Consider the following 16,890-nt stretch of genomic DNA (forward strand, 5'->3'; position numbering starts at 1 on the left):
TTATTTACTTCTTCTATATTATCTAGTTTTGAGGGAATGAACCTCAATATTATAGTCTGGTGGCGATAGCGAGAAGGTCACACCCGTTCCCATACCGAACACGGAAGTTAAGCTTCTAGAGCGCCGATGGTAGTTGGGACGCAAGTCCCTGTGAGAGTAGGGCGCTGCCAGGCAAATTGAAAACAGCTCAGTTTTTTGGGCTGTTTTTTTTTTACAGCGGTTTGTTATCCTTCAATCTGTATTCTTACATTTTTTTATTCTTTTGCGATTTATACCCGTTACTTTTAGCTGATCTACCATCACATCACCCTCTGCCACCCAACGTTCTTATGTTCGGACGGCTGTTATGAAGTTTCTCACAGGCCTTTGCTAATCGTTCATCGGGTTTACAAAAGTACAATAAATTATGGTAACTTGAATTTAACTGGGGATTTATACCATTAATAAAATCCTTGATATAGAAGAGAATATATTTGTCTACCTGGTTATTGCAGTAGATACATTTGGAGGTGCATTACCATATACGGAATGTTATTCTTCATTGTCATTTTGTTAGCTATTGCTATAGGAGCAATTTATTTAATTAGAAAATTAAATAAACCTATTCCAGCAGTAGAAGCACCTAAACCATTTTCAAACAATCGATTTAAGGAGGAATTTGCTATGGAAAAAGAGAAAGTTATTAAGGAAAGAGTTAGAACTGCAGAAAATGAAAAAATTGAAAGGGTAGCTGCTGCAAAGGTTGAAGAGGAAATTGGTGAAGAGCTTACGCCCTTAAAAAACCAGTTACACGTAATACAAAATGCTCTAAATCAACTAAATTCAGGCAACCAACAATCTACAATGTCATCATCTGGGCAGAATCAGCAGCATTCAAATGAACTATTAAAACAGTTACAACAATTTAGTTCACAAGCTCAACAACAACAGCAAAAAACATTCCAACAATTACAACAATCTATTCACCAGACTACACAAATGTTAAGTAATGTGGAGCAATCACTACAATCATTTAATATGTTAAATCAGATATCACAACAGATTAACCAATCACAGCAACAATTACAACAGCAATCTCAACAGCAATCTCAGCAACAGCAAGGGCTAGTAGGACAAATGGATATGAATCAAATGGGTATGAATCAAATGGGTATGAATCAAACGAATAGTTACCAACAATAAATGTGTGTTAAAATGTAGCTGGTATCCTTATGCCGGCTACATTTTTTTTTTAAAACATAGTGCCACTTAAATTAGATTTACTATTCCCAGAATACTTTATTTAATGTAATGGTTACTAAAAAAAATCTGAATTTGGGGTTACGGTATTCCAGAAGTTGACATTAAAAAGGGCCGCCTAATTAATATGAAAGCAGCATAAAATAAAAATGAAAGGAAGCTGAGACAATGACAAATGAAACAAAAGATTCTGGATGGAATTTTGACAATACGTATGCTCAACTTCCCAAAACATTTTATACCAGTCAGAACCCGATCCCTGTTCGCTCACCGAAGTTAATCATTTTTAATAATTCTGTGGCAACATCCCTGGGGTTAAACGACGAGATGTTGGAAAAAAAAGAGGGTATTTTTGCTGGAAACCGAATTCCCGAAGGCGCTTCACCGCTTGCTCAAGCATATGCGGGGCATCAATTTGGTCATTTTACTATGTTAGGGGACGGTCGGGCACTGCTGCTTGGCGAGCAAATTACTCCTTCGGGCGGACGGTTTGATATTCAGCTCAAAGGTTCAGGCAGAACGCCATACTCTCGAGGAGGCGATGGCCGCGCTGCTGTTGGTCCGATGCTGCGCGAGTACATCATTAGCGAAGCGATGCATGCACTTGGTATTCCCACTACCCGCAGTCTGGCAGTAGTGGCAACAGGTGAGAAAGTAATCCGTGAAACCAATCTGCCTGGTGCTGTACTCACTCGTGTGGCTGCAAGTCATATCCGTGTCGGCACCTTTCAATACGCTGCGAATTGGGGTACAGTTGAGGAATTGCGGACGCTGGCTGATTATGCACTGAAGCGCCATTTTCCTGAGATTGAGGAAGATCAGAGCAAATATCTTTTACTGCTTAAGGAAGTGATCAAGCGTCAGGCTGCGTTGATTGCTAAGTGGCAGATGGTTGGTTTTATTCACGGGGTCATGAACACCGACAACATGGCGATTAGTGGGGAAACCATTGATTATGGTCCTTGCGCCTTCATGGACACCTATGATCCAGAAACCGTATTTAGTTCCATAGACAGACAAGGCCGCTATGCCTATGGCAATCAACCAGCTATTGGCGGGTGGAATCTGGCAAGGTTTGCTGAATCCCTACTGCCATTGCTCCATGAAAATGAGGATGAAGCTCTCAAATTGGCCCAGGATGCCATTTCTGATTATCCTAAATTGTATAAAAGGAATTGGCTCGCGGGAATGAGAGCAAAGCTGGGAATAATGAATGACGAGCCACAGGATGAATCCCTAATCATAGACCTCCTCAATTTGATGAAAAAGTATCGTGCGGACTATACTAATACCTTCCGCTCCTTAACGTTCGATACGCCAAAGGATACAGTCCTGTTCGGAACCCCAGAATTTTCTCAGTGGTATGATCAGTGGGAGGCAAGACTAGGACGGCAGGAGGAATCAAGAACCTACTTGAGTCAATTAATGCGTAGTAGCAATCCTGCGGTAATTCCTCGGAATCACAGGGTAGAAGAGGCACTCGAGGCCGCAGTGAATGAAGGAGATTACAGCATTATGGAGCGGCTTCTTGAGGTTCTTTCAAGCCCTTACGCCTACACTCCCGAACAAGCTGAATACTGCACACTTCCCGCTGCATCAAAGGTGCCTTACCGGACATTTTGTGGTACATGAAGATGCTTCCGCCTTTTCTCAAACAGATTGATCGGCTGTCACGGAATAGAGTAATGAAGGAGAATGCTGCCTCTAGTTAGGGAGCATTACAAAATTGCAGAGAGATTTATTGAATGAACATTTTAACAAAAGAAAAACGATAGTGATTTAATTTTTTATTAAAAGTCAAGAATTAAAGTTATCTCTTTAATCCTCCAGTATTTTTTATAATGTATAACATTAAGGCGTTATTTTTAAGCTGAACTAATTTAAACAATTAGTTCAGCTTTTTTTGTGTTAGTACGGATGACATTGGGACTGACCCCAATGATCATTCTTTCTGCCAACGATAGTAACTGAATGAAATCTTCAGTTTCGAGTTGATATTTAGTAGATCTATGCCATTGTTATGAAAATTCAGAAAATTTAATATAAAGATAGCACTAATTTAGAAATGGAGGAAGTAAAATGACGGGATACCAAGAGCCAATTTATGAATTGGCCCAGCATTCCTAGAATTTTGGCTGAGTGGTACTCCCGTTATAACTCCAGAAGTGGTGAAACCTTAAGGGATAGATGAATAGAAGGGATGATCAGAAAACATGACCAAAATTAAGGTTGGCATTTTAGGCTCAGGAAATATTGGTACAGACCTAATGTACAAAATTTTAAAGAATGATGGGAATATGGAGTTAGCAATCGTTGCAGGTATTGACCCCCAATCAGAAGGATTAGCTAGAGCACGGGAAAAGGGTATTCGGACAAGTCATCATGGAATAGATGCAATCATGGAGGATCCGGAGATCAAGATTGTCTTTGATGCGACCAGTGCAAAAGCACATATGGCTATTGCTGGTAGATTGCGGGCTGCAGGAAAGATGGCGATAGATATGACGCCTGCAGCACTTGGTCCTTTCGTTGTACCAACGGTAAATCTAAATGAACATAAGGATGCAATGAATGTTAACCTAATTTCATGCGGTGGACAGGCAACAACACCTCTCGTGTACGCGGTCAATCGCATCGTGCCTGTACACTATGCTGAAGTGATTACGACTGCGGCAAGTCTCTCAATTGGTCCCGGGACAAGACATAATGTGGATGAATTCACGCAAACAACGGCGAGTGCCCTTCATAAAATTGGCGGGGCAACGATTACAAGAGCGATTCCGGTATTTAATCCAGCCCAGCCTCCGGTTAATATGTCCAATACTGTATATGCAGTAATTAAGGAAGACTTTGATGAAGAAACTGTAAAACGTTCGATTGAGTCCATTGTTGCTGAAATTTCCAGTTACGTGCCGGGATATCGTTTGAAGAGTGCTCCATTGGTTGACTATCGGGATACGCCATGGGGGCATTTACCAACCATTGTAATTATGAATGAAGTTGTAGGAGCAGGGGATTTCTTCCCTACTTATGCAGGAAATCTGGATATTATGACCGCATCAGCCCGTAAGGTTGGAGAAGTGTATGCCCAGCATTTTCTTGAAGCGAAAGAGGAGGTTAAATAATGAAAATTCCAAGACTTACAGATACGACACTTCGAGATGGTGATCATGCCATTGGTCATAGCTATACACCTGAAATGGTAAGGAAGATTGTAAGCGATTTAGATCATGCAGGGGTACCTGTCATTGAAGTCAGTCATGGTTCAGGATTAAAAGGTTCTTGTATCCAGCAGGGGTTTTCTGTCCATTCTGAATTTGATTTAATTGCAGCTGCGGTGGATACAGCTAAGCAAGCTAAAATCGCTTCCTTGTTTGTTCCCGGGATTGGGACAAGTAAGGAGCTGCGACAGGCAGTAGAAATTGGCATCAATATGGTTCGGATCGCTGTTCATTGTACTGAGGCTGATGTCACAGAACAGTATTTTAAGATTGCAAAAGAATTGGGCATTGAAGCAGTAGGTTTCTTAATGATGTCCCATACCCAGCCGGCAAATGTTCTTGTTGAACAAGCAAAACTAATGGAATCTTACGGGGCGGAATGTGTCTATGTCGTTGATTCTGCCGGTGGACTTGTTCAATCAGGTGTGAGAGAAAGGGTATCAGCCCTTAAAGAAGCACTTTCCATTGAAGTAGGTTTTCACGGCCATAATAATCTCGGTTTAGCTATTGGCAACACAATTACAGCGCTTGAATCTGGTGCTGACCAGATTGACGGTACATTAAGAGGGCTTGGAGCCGGGGCAGGAAACGCTCCTACCGAAGTATTGGTAGCTATTTTAAATAAAATGCAAATTGAAACAGGAATTAATCTTTCGATCTTAATGGATACAGCTGAAGAGGTTATTGCGCCGCTTACGCCAAACCCGATTGTGATTGATCGCGATAATTTATCAAGCGGATATGCAGGAGTTTATAATAGCTTCTTATTACATGTAAGACATGCAGCAGAAAAATTTGGTGTAAAGGCTTCGGAAATTATGGAGGAACTGGGAAAACGTCAGGCGATTGCCGGACAGGAAGATTGGATAATAGATGTAGCGTTTCAACTTGCTGAGAAGAAAAAGCTTAAAGTATAAACAGACGTAAGGGAAGGGACATTTTGAAAAATTAAAAACTAAATAGAGGAGGTTAACAAACAGTGATGATACAAGAAGCGGCTGGTTTTTTACTGGATGCAGAAAAAACCAAACAGGCTATTCAACCGTTAACCGCTATCTATCCTGACATTACAGTCGATGACGCGTATTACATCCAATTAGAACAAGTTCACCGAAAAGTGGAAAATGGCGCATTGATTGTCGGAAAAAAGATAGGGGCGACAAGCAAGGCAATTCAGAAAATGTTTGATGTCAGTCAGCCAGATTATGGACACTTATTGGATGATATGATGTTCGTCGAAGGAGAAACGATCTCCCTAGATCAATATATTCAGCCAAAAGTCGAATTTGAGATTGCGTTTATTTTAAAAAAGGATTTAAAAGGGCCAAATGTTTCCATCCTTGATGTTATAGAAGCAACCGATTACATTGCCCCGGCTATTGAGATAATTGATAGCAGAATTGAGAATTGGATGATTAAATTCGAAGATACGGTAGCGGATAATGGATCTTCTGCAGGGGCTATTATTGGTGGAAATCCAACCAAGCTTGAAGGAATCGATTTAACTAATATCGGCATGGTGGCTTATAGAAATGGGGAAATGATTGATTCTGCAGCAGGCGCCGCTGTGCTTGGAAATCCGCTTCGTGCGGTTGCATGGCTGGCAAATTCTCTGGGGAAATATGACGTAGCATTAAAAGCGGGAGAAGTTGTCTTATCAGGAGCACTAACCAGCGCTGTAGAAATCAGTGATGGCGATACGTTTACCGCTGAGTTTGCACACATTGGCTCAGTAACGGCTTCATTTAAACGATAACTACTGAAACGAGGTGAGAAAATGGTAAAGACTGATGTGATTGATCAAATTGCATTTGAATTATATCAAGCAGAACAGCAGAAAAAATCAGTTGACAAATTTGTTGGTAAATACTCTGAACTCGATGAAGCATTAGCTTATAAAGTACAAGAGTGGTTGGTTGAAATGAAATGTAAGGAAGAAAATACCCAAAGGGTTGGCCGTAAACTTGGATTAACCAGTAAAGCCAAGCAGGTAATGATGGGTGTTCATGAGCCATCCTATGGAGTATTGCTGGAAAGCATGCAAGTATTTGAGGGTGAGCCGATCTCAATTTCCCCTTTTATTCATGCAAAACTGGAGCCGGAAATCGCCTTTATTTTTAAAAAAGAACTAAAAGGGCCGCATGTCACGGTTGCTGAAGTATTAGAGGCAACAGCATATGTTGCACCTGCCCTTGAAATCATTGACAGCAGATTCCAAGGCTTTCGCTTTACACTTCTTGATGCAGTTGCCGATAATTCTTCTTCCTGTCGCTTTATCATTGGGGAACGGTTTTATTCACCTGATCAATTGGACTTGAAATTAATGGGAATGGTGTTCAGGAAGAACGGTGAAGTGATCTCCACTGGAGCAGGTGCAGCAGTTATGGGTCACCCGGCAAGAGCGATTGCCTGGCTGGCAAACAAATTGTATAAGGTTGGACAAAGCATTCAACCAGGTGAAGTGGTGTTAAGCGGCTCATTATCGGGAGCAGTAACCATTTCAGCAGGTGACTGTTTTACGGCAAGCTTTGACGGTATCGGTTCGGTTGGTGCTGTATTTAGCGAATAGAGGGAGAGGGAGAACGATATATGCCATTTATACAGATTACTATTTTAAAAGGCAGGCCTCCTGAAAAAAAGGAGCAATTAATTCGTGAAGTATCAGACTTAGTCTCTACTGTATTAGAGGCTCCCATTCAGAATGTCCGTGTGATGATTCAAGAATTGGAACCTGAGCATTGGGGAATTGCGGGAGAATCTGTCAAAAAGAGAAATGAGGGATCAAAATGACGAAAGTCCAAACTGGGGTTAGAGAAGTAGGCCTTTATATAAACGGAGAATATGTAAAAGCACGCAATGGCGCAGTCTTTGAAGTGAAAAACCCCGCCACTCAGGAGATTATTGCGTACGTTAGTGAAGCTTCAGAAGAAGATGTAGATAAAGCCTGCCGTGCAGCAAGGGAAGCTTTTGAGAATGGTCCGTGGCGGACAATGACTGTGGCTGAACGTTGTGCCAAGCTTCGCCGTATGGCGGAAATTATCCTTGCACGCAAAGAAGAAATCGCCCGTATCGATGCACTTGACGTGGGCAAACCCTTTCACTCTGCTGTTTTGCATGAAGTTCCTCGGGCAGCCAAAAACATCAGCTTTTTTGCAGACTTCATGGAAAAGCAAGGCGGTGAAGTCTATCCGATGGAAGAGGAGTATCTCAACTATACTCGTTATGAACCAGTTGGAGTGGCAGCCTTGATTACGCCTTGGAATGTTCCGTTTATGCTGACGACTTGGAAACTTGGCCCATGTCTTGCAGCAGGAAATACAGCTGTGATTAAGCCTGCGGAAATGACACCGCTTTCGGTATCCTTGCTTGGCGAAATTGCCAAGGAAGCAGGAATCCCTGATGGTGTAGTAAATGTTGTCCATGGTCTTGGCAGTGTCGTGGGAAATGCCCTTACCACACATCCGGATGTAGATCTAGTTTCGTTCACAGGTTCTACTGCTACAGGGAAAAGAATCATGAAGAGCGGGGCAGATTCGTTGAAAAGAGTTGCTTTTGAACTTGGCGGAAAAGCAGCCAATATTGTGTTTGAGGATGCCAATCTTGATAAAGCAATTCCAGTCTCGATTCATGCTGCTTTTATGAATTCCGGACAAGTCTGTCTTGCGGGATCCAGGATTTTGGTTCAACGGACAATTTTTGATGAGTTCCTGGAAAGATTTAAGCAGGCTGCAATAGAATTAAAAGTCGGTGACCCACATGATGCAGATACAAAAATGGGTCCGGTTGTCAGTGAGGAGCATTATCAAAAGGTTACAAGCTATTTAGAGATCGCAAAAGAGGAGAATGCGACTTTAATCTGCGGTGGAAAGCGGCCTAAACTTCCAGAATACTTGGAAAATGGATTTTATTTAGAACCAACTGTCTTTGTTCAGGAAAATTCGCAGGCGCGGATTTGCCAGGAAGAAATTTTTGGACCAATCGTTACCATTATCCCTTTTGATACAGAAGAAGAGGCACTGAGAATTGCAAACGATACAGAGTATGGACTAAATGGTGTCGTTTGGACCGAAAGTCTCCAGCGTGCCCACCGGATTTCTCATGCCGTTCGTGCGGGTACGATATGGGTGAATTGCTGGTTTGTACGTGACCTGAGGGCTCCATTTGGCGGATTCAAGAAAAGTGGTATTGGACGCGAAGGCGGACACCACAGCATGGAATTCTTTACAGAGGCAAAAAATATTTGCATTGCTTTAAAGTAGGTTTATATAAAACTACTTCATTAATAAATAAAAGCAAAAGGCATATAGACGCATTGTATAACTATATGCCTTTTTTATTAATCTACCAAAAGAAATAAAATAAAAAATCTAAAAAAGGTGGATTTTAAAATGACAAATAAAATCCCTGAATGGATTACTACCCAATTGGAACTTCCGATTATATCTGCACCGATGTTTTTAGTTTCAAGTCCTGAGATGGTTGTGGCAGGATGCAGGGCAGGAATTATTGGTTCATTCCCCCTCGCGAACGCTCGAACAAAAGAGGATTTAGAACACTGGATGAGCAGGATCTCGGAAGAACTTACAACCGCGAAGCAACTGGAACCAAACAGAAAAATTGCGCCTTGGGCTGTGAATCTTGTGGTTCACCGTACAAACAGACGATATGAAGAAGATCTGACCCTAATAATAAAATACCAGCCTCCTATCGTAATAACTTCTTTGGGCGATCCGAGTGAGGTGGTTAGTATTGTCCATGATTACGGCGGTCTCGTATTCTCTGATGTTATCAATCTTGCTCATGCCAAAAAAGCGGTCCAAAAGGGGACAGATGGATTGATCCTTGTTTGTAATGGCGCCGGCGGGCATGCAGGAAATTACAACCCATTTGCTTTTATTCGTGCGGTAAAAGAATTTTGGAATGGAATCACGATACTAGCTGGCGGAATCTCAACCGGACAAGACATTCTTGCGGCAAAAATCCTTGGTGCTGATTTTGTTTATATGGGTACACGGTTTCTTGCGACAGAAGAAAGTTTAACGGAGAAGGAAAATCAAAAAATACTTATTGAATCCACCGTCGAGGATATTATTTATACCGATGCCTTCAGCGGCATCCATGCAAATTATCTTCTTCCAAGTCTTAAAAGAGTTGGTATTGAACTGGAAAATATTCAAAAAAAGGAATCATTCGATTGGTCAGGAAAAATAGATTCCGGCCCGAAGCCATGGAAGGATATTTGGTCTGCCGGTCATGGGGTTGGGAGAATCAAAGAGGTTCAGACTGTCGCTGAAGTTATTGACGAACTAAAAAACGAATATTTTCTAGCGAATAAAGAAATGAGTTTTACCAGTTAAAAAGATTTATAAGAAAGCAAAATAGTGATGAGTGGGAATAAATGTATTTTCAATTATCGGAAGAACAAGAAATGATGAGGAAAATGGTTCGTGAATTTGCACTAAATGAAATCACTCCTACAGCAGGAATACGGGATGAAGAGGAAAGCTGGGATATGGGAATTTGGAACAAGCTGGCATCTGACAGGGATCCCATGGCCTGAAGAATAAGGAGGAGCAAATGCTGATTTTTTGATTTACGTACTTACAGTTGTCATTGCAGGAAATTTATTAAAGGATTAATTGATTTCTTTCGTATTGTTTAAAAACCTATCAGGGAGCCCTTTACAAGGTATGATAATCAATTGGACATGATCACACCTTGTGAAGTACAATGTAAAAGAATATTTTGAATTTTATAAACAAAGGAGAGTAAATATTTGACACGTACATCTTGGATAATCATGTGGACTGCATTTTCTGCAGGGGTGTTGGCAACATTTGTGCAATTTTCCATACCGCCAATCCTGCCATTACTTAAAAATCAATATCAAGTCACATATACAGATTCTGCACTATTAATGTCTTTATTTGCTTTGGCAACGGTATTGTCAGCTGTACCCGGCGGATTCATTGTACAGAAGTATGGAGTGCGGAAAATCGGTTTAGTAGGCCTGGGTTTCCTTTTTATGGGGATCGTCGCCAGTCTCTTGGCAAATAACTTTTCAATTATTTTAATTGGAAGAATTATTGGAGGGATTGGCTTTGGTCTGGTTTCCGTAGCTGCACCGTCTGCGGTTGGCCAATATGTTCCTCCAAAGATGATGAGTGTGGCGATGGGTATTTGGTCTACTTGGATTCCTGTTGGGAGTTTAATCATGTTTTTGTCCGCACCTAAAATTGTATTAAGTTTTGGAACGAATGTATATTGGATTCTTATCTTAATTGTATTAGCGCTTGGATTTCTGGTTTATGCTAAGATTATTCCAAAGCATGTTCAGGAGAGCGCGAATGATGAAAAATCCTCTTTACAAGCTGATAAACCGAAGAAAGATGTTATTTTAGACGAGATAAAAAATAAGAATATTTGGTGGGCAGGACTTGCTTTTGCTTCATTTACGTTTGCTTTCTTTTCCTTTAATACATGGATCACAACCTACTTAACGGAAACGACAACGATGAGCTTGGCAGTGGTTACGCTTATTCCAAGTTTAGTATCTTTGCTTACAATGACAAGCAACGTTTATTCAGGCTTCCTTTTAAAGAAACTGGGAAATCATCTAGTTGTGTTTTTAGTGCCGGCGCTGTTTTTCATCATTGTCTGGCCGGTTTTTACTTCAAGCTCACTGATTATGTTAGTTGGAAATGCGGTCATTTTAGGATTGTTCAGCGGATTTATTCCAACGATTGTTTTTGCTTCTGCACCTCTTTTAGCAAAAAGGAAAGAGTCGATTGGGATTGCCATGTCAATTATTATCATTGGTGAAAATGTTGGTGTGTTAATTGGGCCTGAAGTGTTTGGCCTGCTTCGTCAATGGACAGGTGCTTTTACAGCAGGATTTTGGTCACTTTCCATTGCTAGTGTTGTAATGATGATTGCCAGTATTCAAATTTGGCGGTCAGGTGTATTTGGGGAAAAGTCCGGAATAACGTTGAAGCAGAAAGAGAACTCGTTGCAAGAGGAAATCTAAAAGCTGATTATTGAACGTGCCTGTCCCCAGGTATAATGTGTGGGACAGGCACTTGTTTTGTTATATGGTTAGTTCGCCAGCTTATTCACTAAAAACTCTATTTTTGATTTTAATTTGCCTTTTATAGAATCATCCATTTCCATTTCATCAATGGTCTCTTTCATTTTATTCAGCCATTTTTCGGCTCTTTCGGGAGCAATATGAAATGAATGCCTTTCTTGAACCCTTGAAACCTGATTTTCCTGGTTTTCCTGGTTTTGAGAGGAATCCTCAGCAGCCAGCCGTTTTATAAATGTTCTTTGTCTGCTTTTTAACTGTTCTATATCCACGTTTCGTTCCGCAAACATCGAAATATAATAGGAATCCTTCAGGAGCTTTTCATAAAAGCGTTCTACTAGTTCATCTACTTTTTCCTGTTCTAATGTTATAGACATTGTCAAACCTTCTTTTTTAGTAAAATAGTTTTATTAACATCATTATAGTGGAAAGCGCTGGCGATATTAGTGATCTAAATCACAAAGTAGGATCTCTCTTTATAGCATTCTTAGTACGCGGCCTAATGAACGAAGGGGATATTACCAGTTCTTTTTCCAAATATTTGAAAGAAGATCATCCCCACAAAAACTAAAGGAGATCTACAGTTTTCAGTTCATATTTGGTAGATTCATGCTATTGTTTAGAATGTTCTGAAAATTTAAAATGAGGTTATATTAAATTACATCATTGAATGACATCGAGTTTGAATGACTATCGAATAGAAATAATGTGATGACTAAATGTCAGGAGAGAGTAAAGATGTGGGTGTAAACACCTAAATTGGAGTCAGAATATTAAATCTATTTAGATAGGGTTTTGAAGGAATGAAGTAAAAATAACAAAAAAGGAGTAATTTGATGTCAACAAAACCTGAGTTTAAAAAGACCATCAGAGATCAAGCGTGGGATTACAAAACGAAAAATGAATATGAGGATGTGACAGTCAGACAACAGCCGTATGTGCATATGCATTATCGTCATATTTTTGATAAACGGGATTTTGATATCTATGACCCGCGCTATACACGGTTAAAATCTTCTGACTGGGAAGCCTTCCGCGATCCAAAGAAATTTTGGTATACCACTTATGTGAATAACCGAAAAAAACTGGCGGAAGAAGTTGAAAACGGTTTCAATTATGCTCAGGAACTGGGAGTCATCAAAAACTTGTCGCCACAATGGGTAAATACCTTAAGAGATCTCTATACGCCACTGCGGCATTTAGAATACGGCGAGAATGTGCAAATGCAACATGTCATCCGTTATGCGTTGGGCTCAGCTATAGAGCAATGTGCAACGTATCAAGCGTATGACAAAACAGGAAGAGCACAATGGATTTCTCAATGGGCAATGAATATGCAGGAGCATCACGGCGATTTTCTTGTACATGGCAAGAATTTGTTCTTAAATGAACCGGCTTTTCAACCATTACTCCGTTATGTAGAAGAGATTCTTGTGACAGAGGACTGGGCGGAAGTTCTTGTTGCAGAGAATTTAACGCTTGACCTTTTATTAGGAAACCTTATGTATCGCGAATTAAATAAAGAAGCAATGAAACGGGGCGATACTCATTTGTCGATTTTGAACCTTGTGATTGCCAAGCAATTAGATTGGCATAGAGATTGGGCATTCTCACTTTTCAAACTTTTAGCACAGGATGAAGCAGAAAGCCGTTGGGATTATTTAAAAGCATTGGGCTATGAAAACTGGGAAGGGGATTATCGCTGGGGAAGTACGTTAAGTGATCCTCGGGAAACTCCGGAAGAGACCATTTCCAATGCAGAAATCATTCAAGAATGGGTAGATAAGTGGTATCCGAAGGCCTATGAAGCGGTACTTGCACTCGCACCATTGTTTGAAAAACATGGTATTGACATCAACCTTCAAGCCACGCTGAAAAAAATTGAAGAGGAAAGTATTATTCCTTTTTACAAAAAGTATAAACTGCCATTTACAAAATATGAAATGACTCTTAGTTAGAGGAAAGGAACAATAACGATGACGGTAAAACAAGCGTATGTAGGAATGGATTTAGATACAAGCGGGGGCAGTATCGTTGATGCGATTATCGCAGCAATTGAACAAGATAATGAAGGCGTTGTAGTGGACGACTTTGCTGTTTATAAAAAAGTGAAAGCACCCGGGAAAATGGTTTTAAAACGAGAAACAGTTGAAGAACATCTTGGAGCGGATTTTGATATGGATAAAGTGCATATTGTTATGTCATCCTATTTTGGATTTATAGCAGACTGGGACGAAGATCAGCTAATCATAGCGTGGGAAGATGCGGAATAAGGAGGAAAATGACGAGTGGCTAAAATGGGAATAAAAGAAAAGTATCATGCAATGACACGGGATTTAATGTGGGAACCAAAACATTTTGATATCCATAAAGTTTATCCTTTATTGGAAAAGGAAGGCATTATTTTAAAGGATCCAAGCAGATGGGAAGATCCATTTCGCATGGCCTACAACCAGTATGTAAAGATTCAATCTGAGAAGGATGGTATTTACCATGCTGTCCGGAATGCATTTGAAGCAAATGAGGGACATGCGAGGGTGGCAGATGCACGCTGGTATGAAGGAGTAAAGGCCTTTGCCTTAGCTGTACAGCCTGCAGAATATTCAGCACACCGTTTGATGGCATACGTGGGCCGAAACATTCCAATCGAAGCAATTCGCTTTGCGACCTTTAACCAGGCGATTGACGAACTGCGTCATGCTCAGATTGAAATTAAACACTATGCCCATATGAGCAAACAGATTGACGGGATTCATAATTTTGCCAATACAACTCAAAATTTATGGATAAGCACAGTATCAAAGTCGTTCTTTGATGATGCAATGACATCCGGTCCGTTTGAAGCATTGATGGCTATTTCTTTCTCCTTCGAGTACGTGTTTACCAATATTCTTTTCTTGCCGTTTGCTTCTTCTGCCGGTGCAATTGGTGATGAGAATTTCGCTGCGGTTGGTAAAACGGTCCAGTCAGATGAATCGCGCCACATGGCGTTGGGAATGTCGGCTTTAAAAATGCTGTTGGAAGAAGATGACCGAAATATTCCGATTATTCAAAAATGGCTTGATAAGTGGTATTGGAGAGCCTACCGCATGTTCTCGGTTGTTTCAACGCTTGTTGATTATTACCCGCGTATTCGTGCCATTTCATGGAAGAAGGCATTCGAAATATATGTAGAAGAGCAGGTTTTTAACGGTTTGTTTAAGGATTTACGAAAATACGGCATTCGGCTTCCAAAGTTTGCGGAAGACAGTATCAAAGAAAAAGGCCATTATTCTCATACAACCATGCGTATCCTTGATCACTACAAGCATGCAAGTCCTTTTAGAGGTTTCCAACTGCAGCCTGATGATTATGAATGGCTGTCAGAAGAATATCCGGAGACGTTCCCACAATATTATTCTGAGTATTTCCACCGGAATGATCATAATATTTTTGCAAACAAAGCTCCGGGATTTCCGACGATTTGTACTGTTTGCCAACTTCCTGCTATGTTCCCGGATCCGGATCATCCGACAAAAACGTGGACACAGTACAGTGAGTTTAACAATAAAACGTATGCAACCTGCTCTCCTGGATGTAAACATATTTTTGAACAGGAACCAACGAAATATATGCAGATTTGGTGGCCAGCGGAAGCCTATTTAAGCGGTGAATTAGGCGATGATCCGATTGGCGGATTTTTAAAATATACCGGGTTATCTCCAGATGAAATGGGTGAACACTATTCCTCCAATGATCACGCCCGCTGGCTTGCACATCGGCAGCATTTAGGACTCGATAAGAAATTTTTTTAAAGTGAATAGAAAGAGGTGGAGAAATTGGCAATCTTTTTAAAACAAGAAAATCATCTGATTGTCTGGCCGGTACTTAAAGAGCTTGCAGAAGGTGATATGCTGCTCACATCGATCGGGACGAGAGCCCGTTATGATATGTCAACGAGAGAATTGCTGGAAGCATGTTTAGAGGCATGGGAAGTAACGAAGGAACAGAACTATCGCTTAGTCCTCGTACGGGGTGATGGGAAAACCAAAATTTCTATCGATAATCAAACCGTTAAAGAAGCAGGAATCAGAAACGGGGATTATTTGGAAATCGTCGAAGCTTAAAATTAAGTATCTAATCCTGATGTTAAGGCTGTTTCAAAAGCATAAGTGTCAAATTCCACAAAAAATATTAATAGATTCTAGATAAATATCAAACGGTGAATCAAACCCTTAGAAGAAAGCTTCAAAAAGCTTACGGAGAGGAGAGAAAAAATGAATGCAACAAAAGCACCTGTTGGGACGTATGAAATCACATTAGAGCCGAGCGGCAAAGTCATCACCGTCAAGGAAGGACAAACCATATTAGATGGAGCCATACGTAATGGCATTCAAGTAGCATACTGCTGCCGTCATGGAAGCTGCTCAGCCTGTAAATGCCTGGTCCACAATGGGGAATATGAAATCATGGATCGTGTGTCAGAATACTCTTTAATGAGTTTTGAGCGCGAAGAAGGCTTTACGTTAATGTGCAGCACAGTGCCGGAAACCGATATGGTGGATTGAAGTAGAAGAAGACGAATCAGATCTGCGATTCTTTGCTATCTGTGATTTTGAAGCAGAAGTTATCGAAAACAAGCAATGTACCCACGATATTCATAATCAAACTTAAATTACTAGATCCAATCGATATTCCTTATGCTTCAGGGCAGTTTTTTGAATTTGAAATTCCAGGTTTAGATGATACACGCGCCTATTCACTGGCGAGTAAATATGAAGAAGGTCAAATCCTTGAATTTCATATCAAGCGTATAAGGGAAGGCAAGGGATCTAATTATATGTGTAATTTGCAAGCGGGTGATAGAGTCATAGGTTCAGGGCCTTACGGAAAAATGCAACTTCGCGATCGAAGTCGAGACTTGATCTTTGTTGCAGGCGGGTCGGGAATGGCACCAATAAAATCGTTGCTAGAAGAGCTTTTCTCGGAGACTTTTGAAAATGATGCCTGGTTTTTTTATGGAGCCCGCGCGAAAAAAGATTTGTATTTTATGGATGAGTGGAAGGAGCTTGAAAAAAAACACCCGAATTTTCATTTTATTCCAGCCCTATCACAGCTTGAACCTGGTGATGAATGGGACGGAGAAGTTGGCTTTATTGCTGATGTAGTCTCCCGAATGCTTGAAAACATGTCAAATATGCATGCCTACCTATGCGGTCCGCCGATCATGATTGAAACAACCTGCGACGCCCTTTCTAAAGGAGGAGTGAAAGGCGCGGTTGTAGCTTATGATGAATTTTAATGAAATAAGGTTTTTTAAAAAGGTTTCTGTTTTTATTAATATATAGAATTCTAAAAAATGGAACC

17 protein-coding genes, 1 rRNA gene and 1 pseudogene are annotated in these 16,890 nt (G+C 40.7%); 18 read left to right on the forward strand and 1 reads right to left on the reverse strand.

Going from position 1 to position 16,890, the window contains the following annotated elements; translation table 11 throughout:
- Positions 1-55 precede the first annotated feature (55 nt).
- From rrf to JN080_RS25765, 12 genes and pseudogenes are all read left to right on the forward strand, one after another.
- Positions 56-173 (forward strand): 5S ribosomal RNA (gene rrf / locus JN080_RS25710).
- A 490-nt stretch (positions 174-663) separates the two neighbouring features.
- Positions 664-1,182, forward strand: coding sequence for a hypothetical protein (locus tag JN080_RS25715; protein WP_256238818.1), 519 nt, complete (start codon positions 664-666; stop codon positions 1,180-1,182).
- A 225-nt stretch (positions 1,183-1,407) separates the two neighbouring features.
- The gene (locus tag JN080_RS25720; RefSeq protein WP_256238819.1) at positions 1,408-2,871 is read left to right on the forward strand and encodes a protein adenylyltransferase SelO; all 1,464 of its coding nucleotides are present in this window, start codon (positions 1,408-1,410) and stop codon (positions 2,869-2,871) included.
- Between the two features lie 581 nt (positions 2,872-3,452).
- Positions 3,453-4,364 (forward strand): acetaldehyde dehydrogenase (acetylating), encoded by a 912-nt coding sequence (locus tag JN080_RS25725; protein ID WP_256238820.1) that lies wholly within the window; start codon positions 3,453-3,455, stop codon positions 4,362-4,364.
- Entirely contained in the window at positions 4,364-5,377 is a 1,014-nt protein-coding gene (gene dmpG, locus JN080_RS25730; protein WP_256238821.1) for a 4-hydroxy-2-oxovalerate aldolase, read from the forward strand. Before JN080_RS25725 ends, dmpG begins: the two co-directional genes overlap by 1 nt.
- A gap of 62 nt (positions 5,378-5,439) precedes the next feature.
- The gene (locus tag JN080_RS25735; protein WP_375141772.1) at positions 5,440-6,216 is read left to right on the forward strand and encodes a 2-keto-4-pentenoate hydratase; all 777 of its coding nucleotides are present in this window, start codon (positions 5,440-5,442) and stop codon (positions 6,214-6,216) included.
- 21 nt (positions 6,217-6,237) lie between these two features.
- On the forward strand, positions 6,238-7,029 hold the full coding sequence (locus JN080_RS25740) for a 2-keto-4-pentenoate hydratase (protein WP_256238822.1): 792 nt from the start codon (positions 6,238-6,240) through the stop codon (positions 7,027-7,029).
- A 20-nt stretch (positions 7,030-7,049) separates the two neighbouring features.
- The gene (locus JN080_RS25745) at positions 7,050-7,250 is read left to right on the forward strand and encodes a tautomerase family protein (protein WP_256238823.1); all 201 of its coding nucleotides are present in this window, start codon (positions 7,050-7,052) and stop codon (positions 7,248-7,250) included.
- Complete coding sequence (locus JN080_RS25750) at positions 7,247-8,719, forward strand: aldehyde dehydrogenase (protein WP_256238824.1); 1,473 nt, start codon at positions 7,247-7,249, stop codon at positions 8,717-8,719. The genes JN080_RS25745 and JN080_RS25750 overlap by 4 nt, the downstream gene beginning before the upstream one ends.
- Before the next feature lie 129 nt (positions 8,720-8,848).
- Positions 8,849-9,817, forward strand: a complete 969-nt coding sequence (locus JN080_RS25755; RefSeq protein ID WP_256238825.1) for an NAD(P)H-dependent flavin oxidoreductase — start codon at positions 8,849-8,851, stop codon at positions 9,815-9,817.
- Between the two features lie 41 nt (positions 9,818-9,858).
- Positions 9,859-10,024 (forward strand): annotated as a pseudogene (locus JN080_RS25760) (acyl-CoA dehydrogenase family protein); the annotation flags it as partial.
- Positions 10,025-10,236: 212 nt separating this feature from the next.
- A complete protein-coding gene (locus JN080_RS25765; RefSeq protein ID WP_256238826.1) occupies positions 10,237-11,487 on the forward strand; it encodes an MFS transporter in 1,251 nt (416 codons plus the stop codon).
- Between the two features lie 68 nt (positions 11,488-11,555).
- Here JN080_RS25765 and JN080_RS25770 read toward each other — a convergent pair whose 3' ends face one another.
- Positions 11,556-11,921: a protoglobin domain-containing protein gene (locus JN080_RS25770; protein ID WP_256238827.1), complete on the reverse strand. Its 366-nt coding sequence runs from the start codon at positions 11,919-11,921 to the stop codon at positions 11,556-11,558.
- Between the two features lie 459 nt (positions 11,922-12,380).
- On the opposite strand from JN080_RS25770, the gene JN080_RS25775 reads away from it, so the two are divergent.
- From JN080_RS25775 to JN080_RS25800, 6 genes are all read left to right on the forward strand, one after another.
- Complete coding sequence (locus JN080_RS25775; RefSeq protein WP_256238828.1) at positions 12,381-13,502, forward strand: ferritin family protein; 1,122 nt, start codon at positions 12,381-12,383, stop codon at positions 13,500-13,502.
- An 18-nt stretch (positions 13,503-13,520) separates the two neighbouring features.
- On the forward strand, positions 13,521-13,817 hold the full coding sequence (locus JN080_RS25780) for an MmoB/DmpM family protein (RefSeq protein ID WP_256238829.1): 297 nt from the start codon (positions 13,521-13,523) through the stop codon (positions 13,815-13,817).
- Positions 13,818-13,841: 24 nt separating this feature from the next.
- Positions 13,842-15,338, forward strand: a complete 1,497-nt coding sequence (locus JN080_RS25785) for a ferritin family protein (protein ID WP_256238845.1) — start codon at positions 13,842-13,844, stop codon at positions 15,336-15,338.
- Positions 15,339-15,362: 24 nt separating this feature from the next.
- The gene (locus tag JN080_RS25790) at positions 15,363-15,650 is read left to right on the forward strand and encodes a hypothetical protein (protein WP_256238830.1); all 288 of its coding nucleotides are present in this window, start codon (positions 15,363-15,365) and stop codon (positions 15,648-15,650) included.
- Positions 15,651-15,800: 150 nt separating this feature from the next.
- Complete coding sequence (locus tag JN080_RS25795; RefSeq protein ID WP_256238831.1) at positions 15,801-16,091, forward strand: 2Fe-2S iron-sulfur cluster-binding protein; 291 nt, start codon at positions 15,801-15,803, stop codon at positions 16,089-16,091.
- Between the two features lie 47 nt (positions 16,092-16,138).
- A complete protein-coding gene (locus tag JN080_RS25800) occupies positions 16,139-16,825 on the forward strand; it encodes an FAD-binding oxidoreductase (RefSeq protein WP_256238832.1) in 687 nt (228 codons plus the stop codon).
- The last annotated feature ends 65 nt before the right edge of the window (positions 16,826-16,890 follow it).

It is taken from the genome of Bacillus sp. EB600, from assembly GCF_024494385.1.
In the GTDB taxonomy this organism is placed as follows: domain Bacteria; phylum Bacillota; class Bacilli; order Bacillales; family Cytobacillaceae; genus JAEVLT01.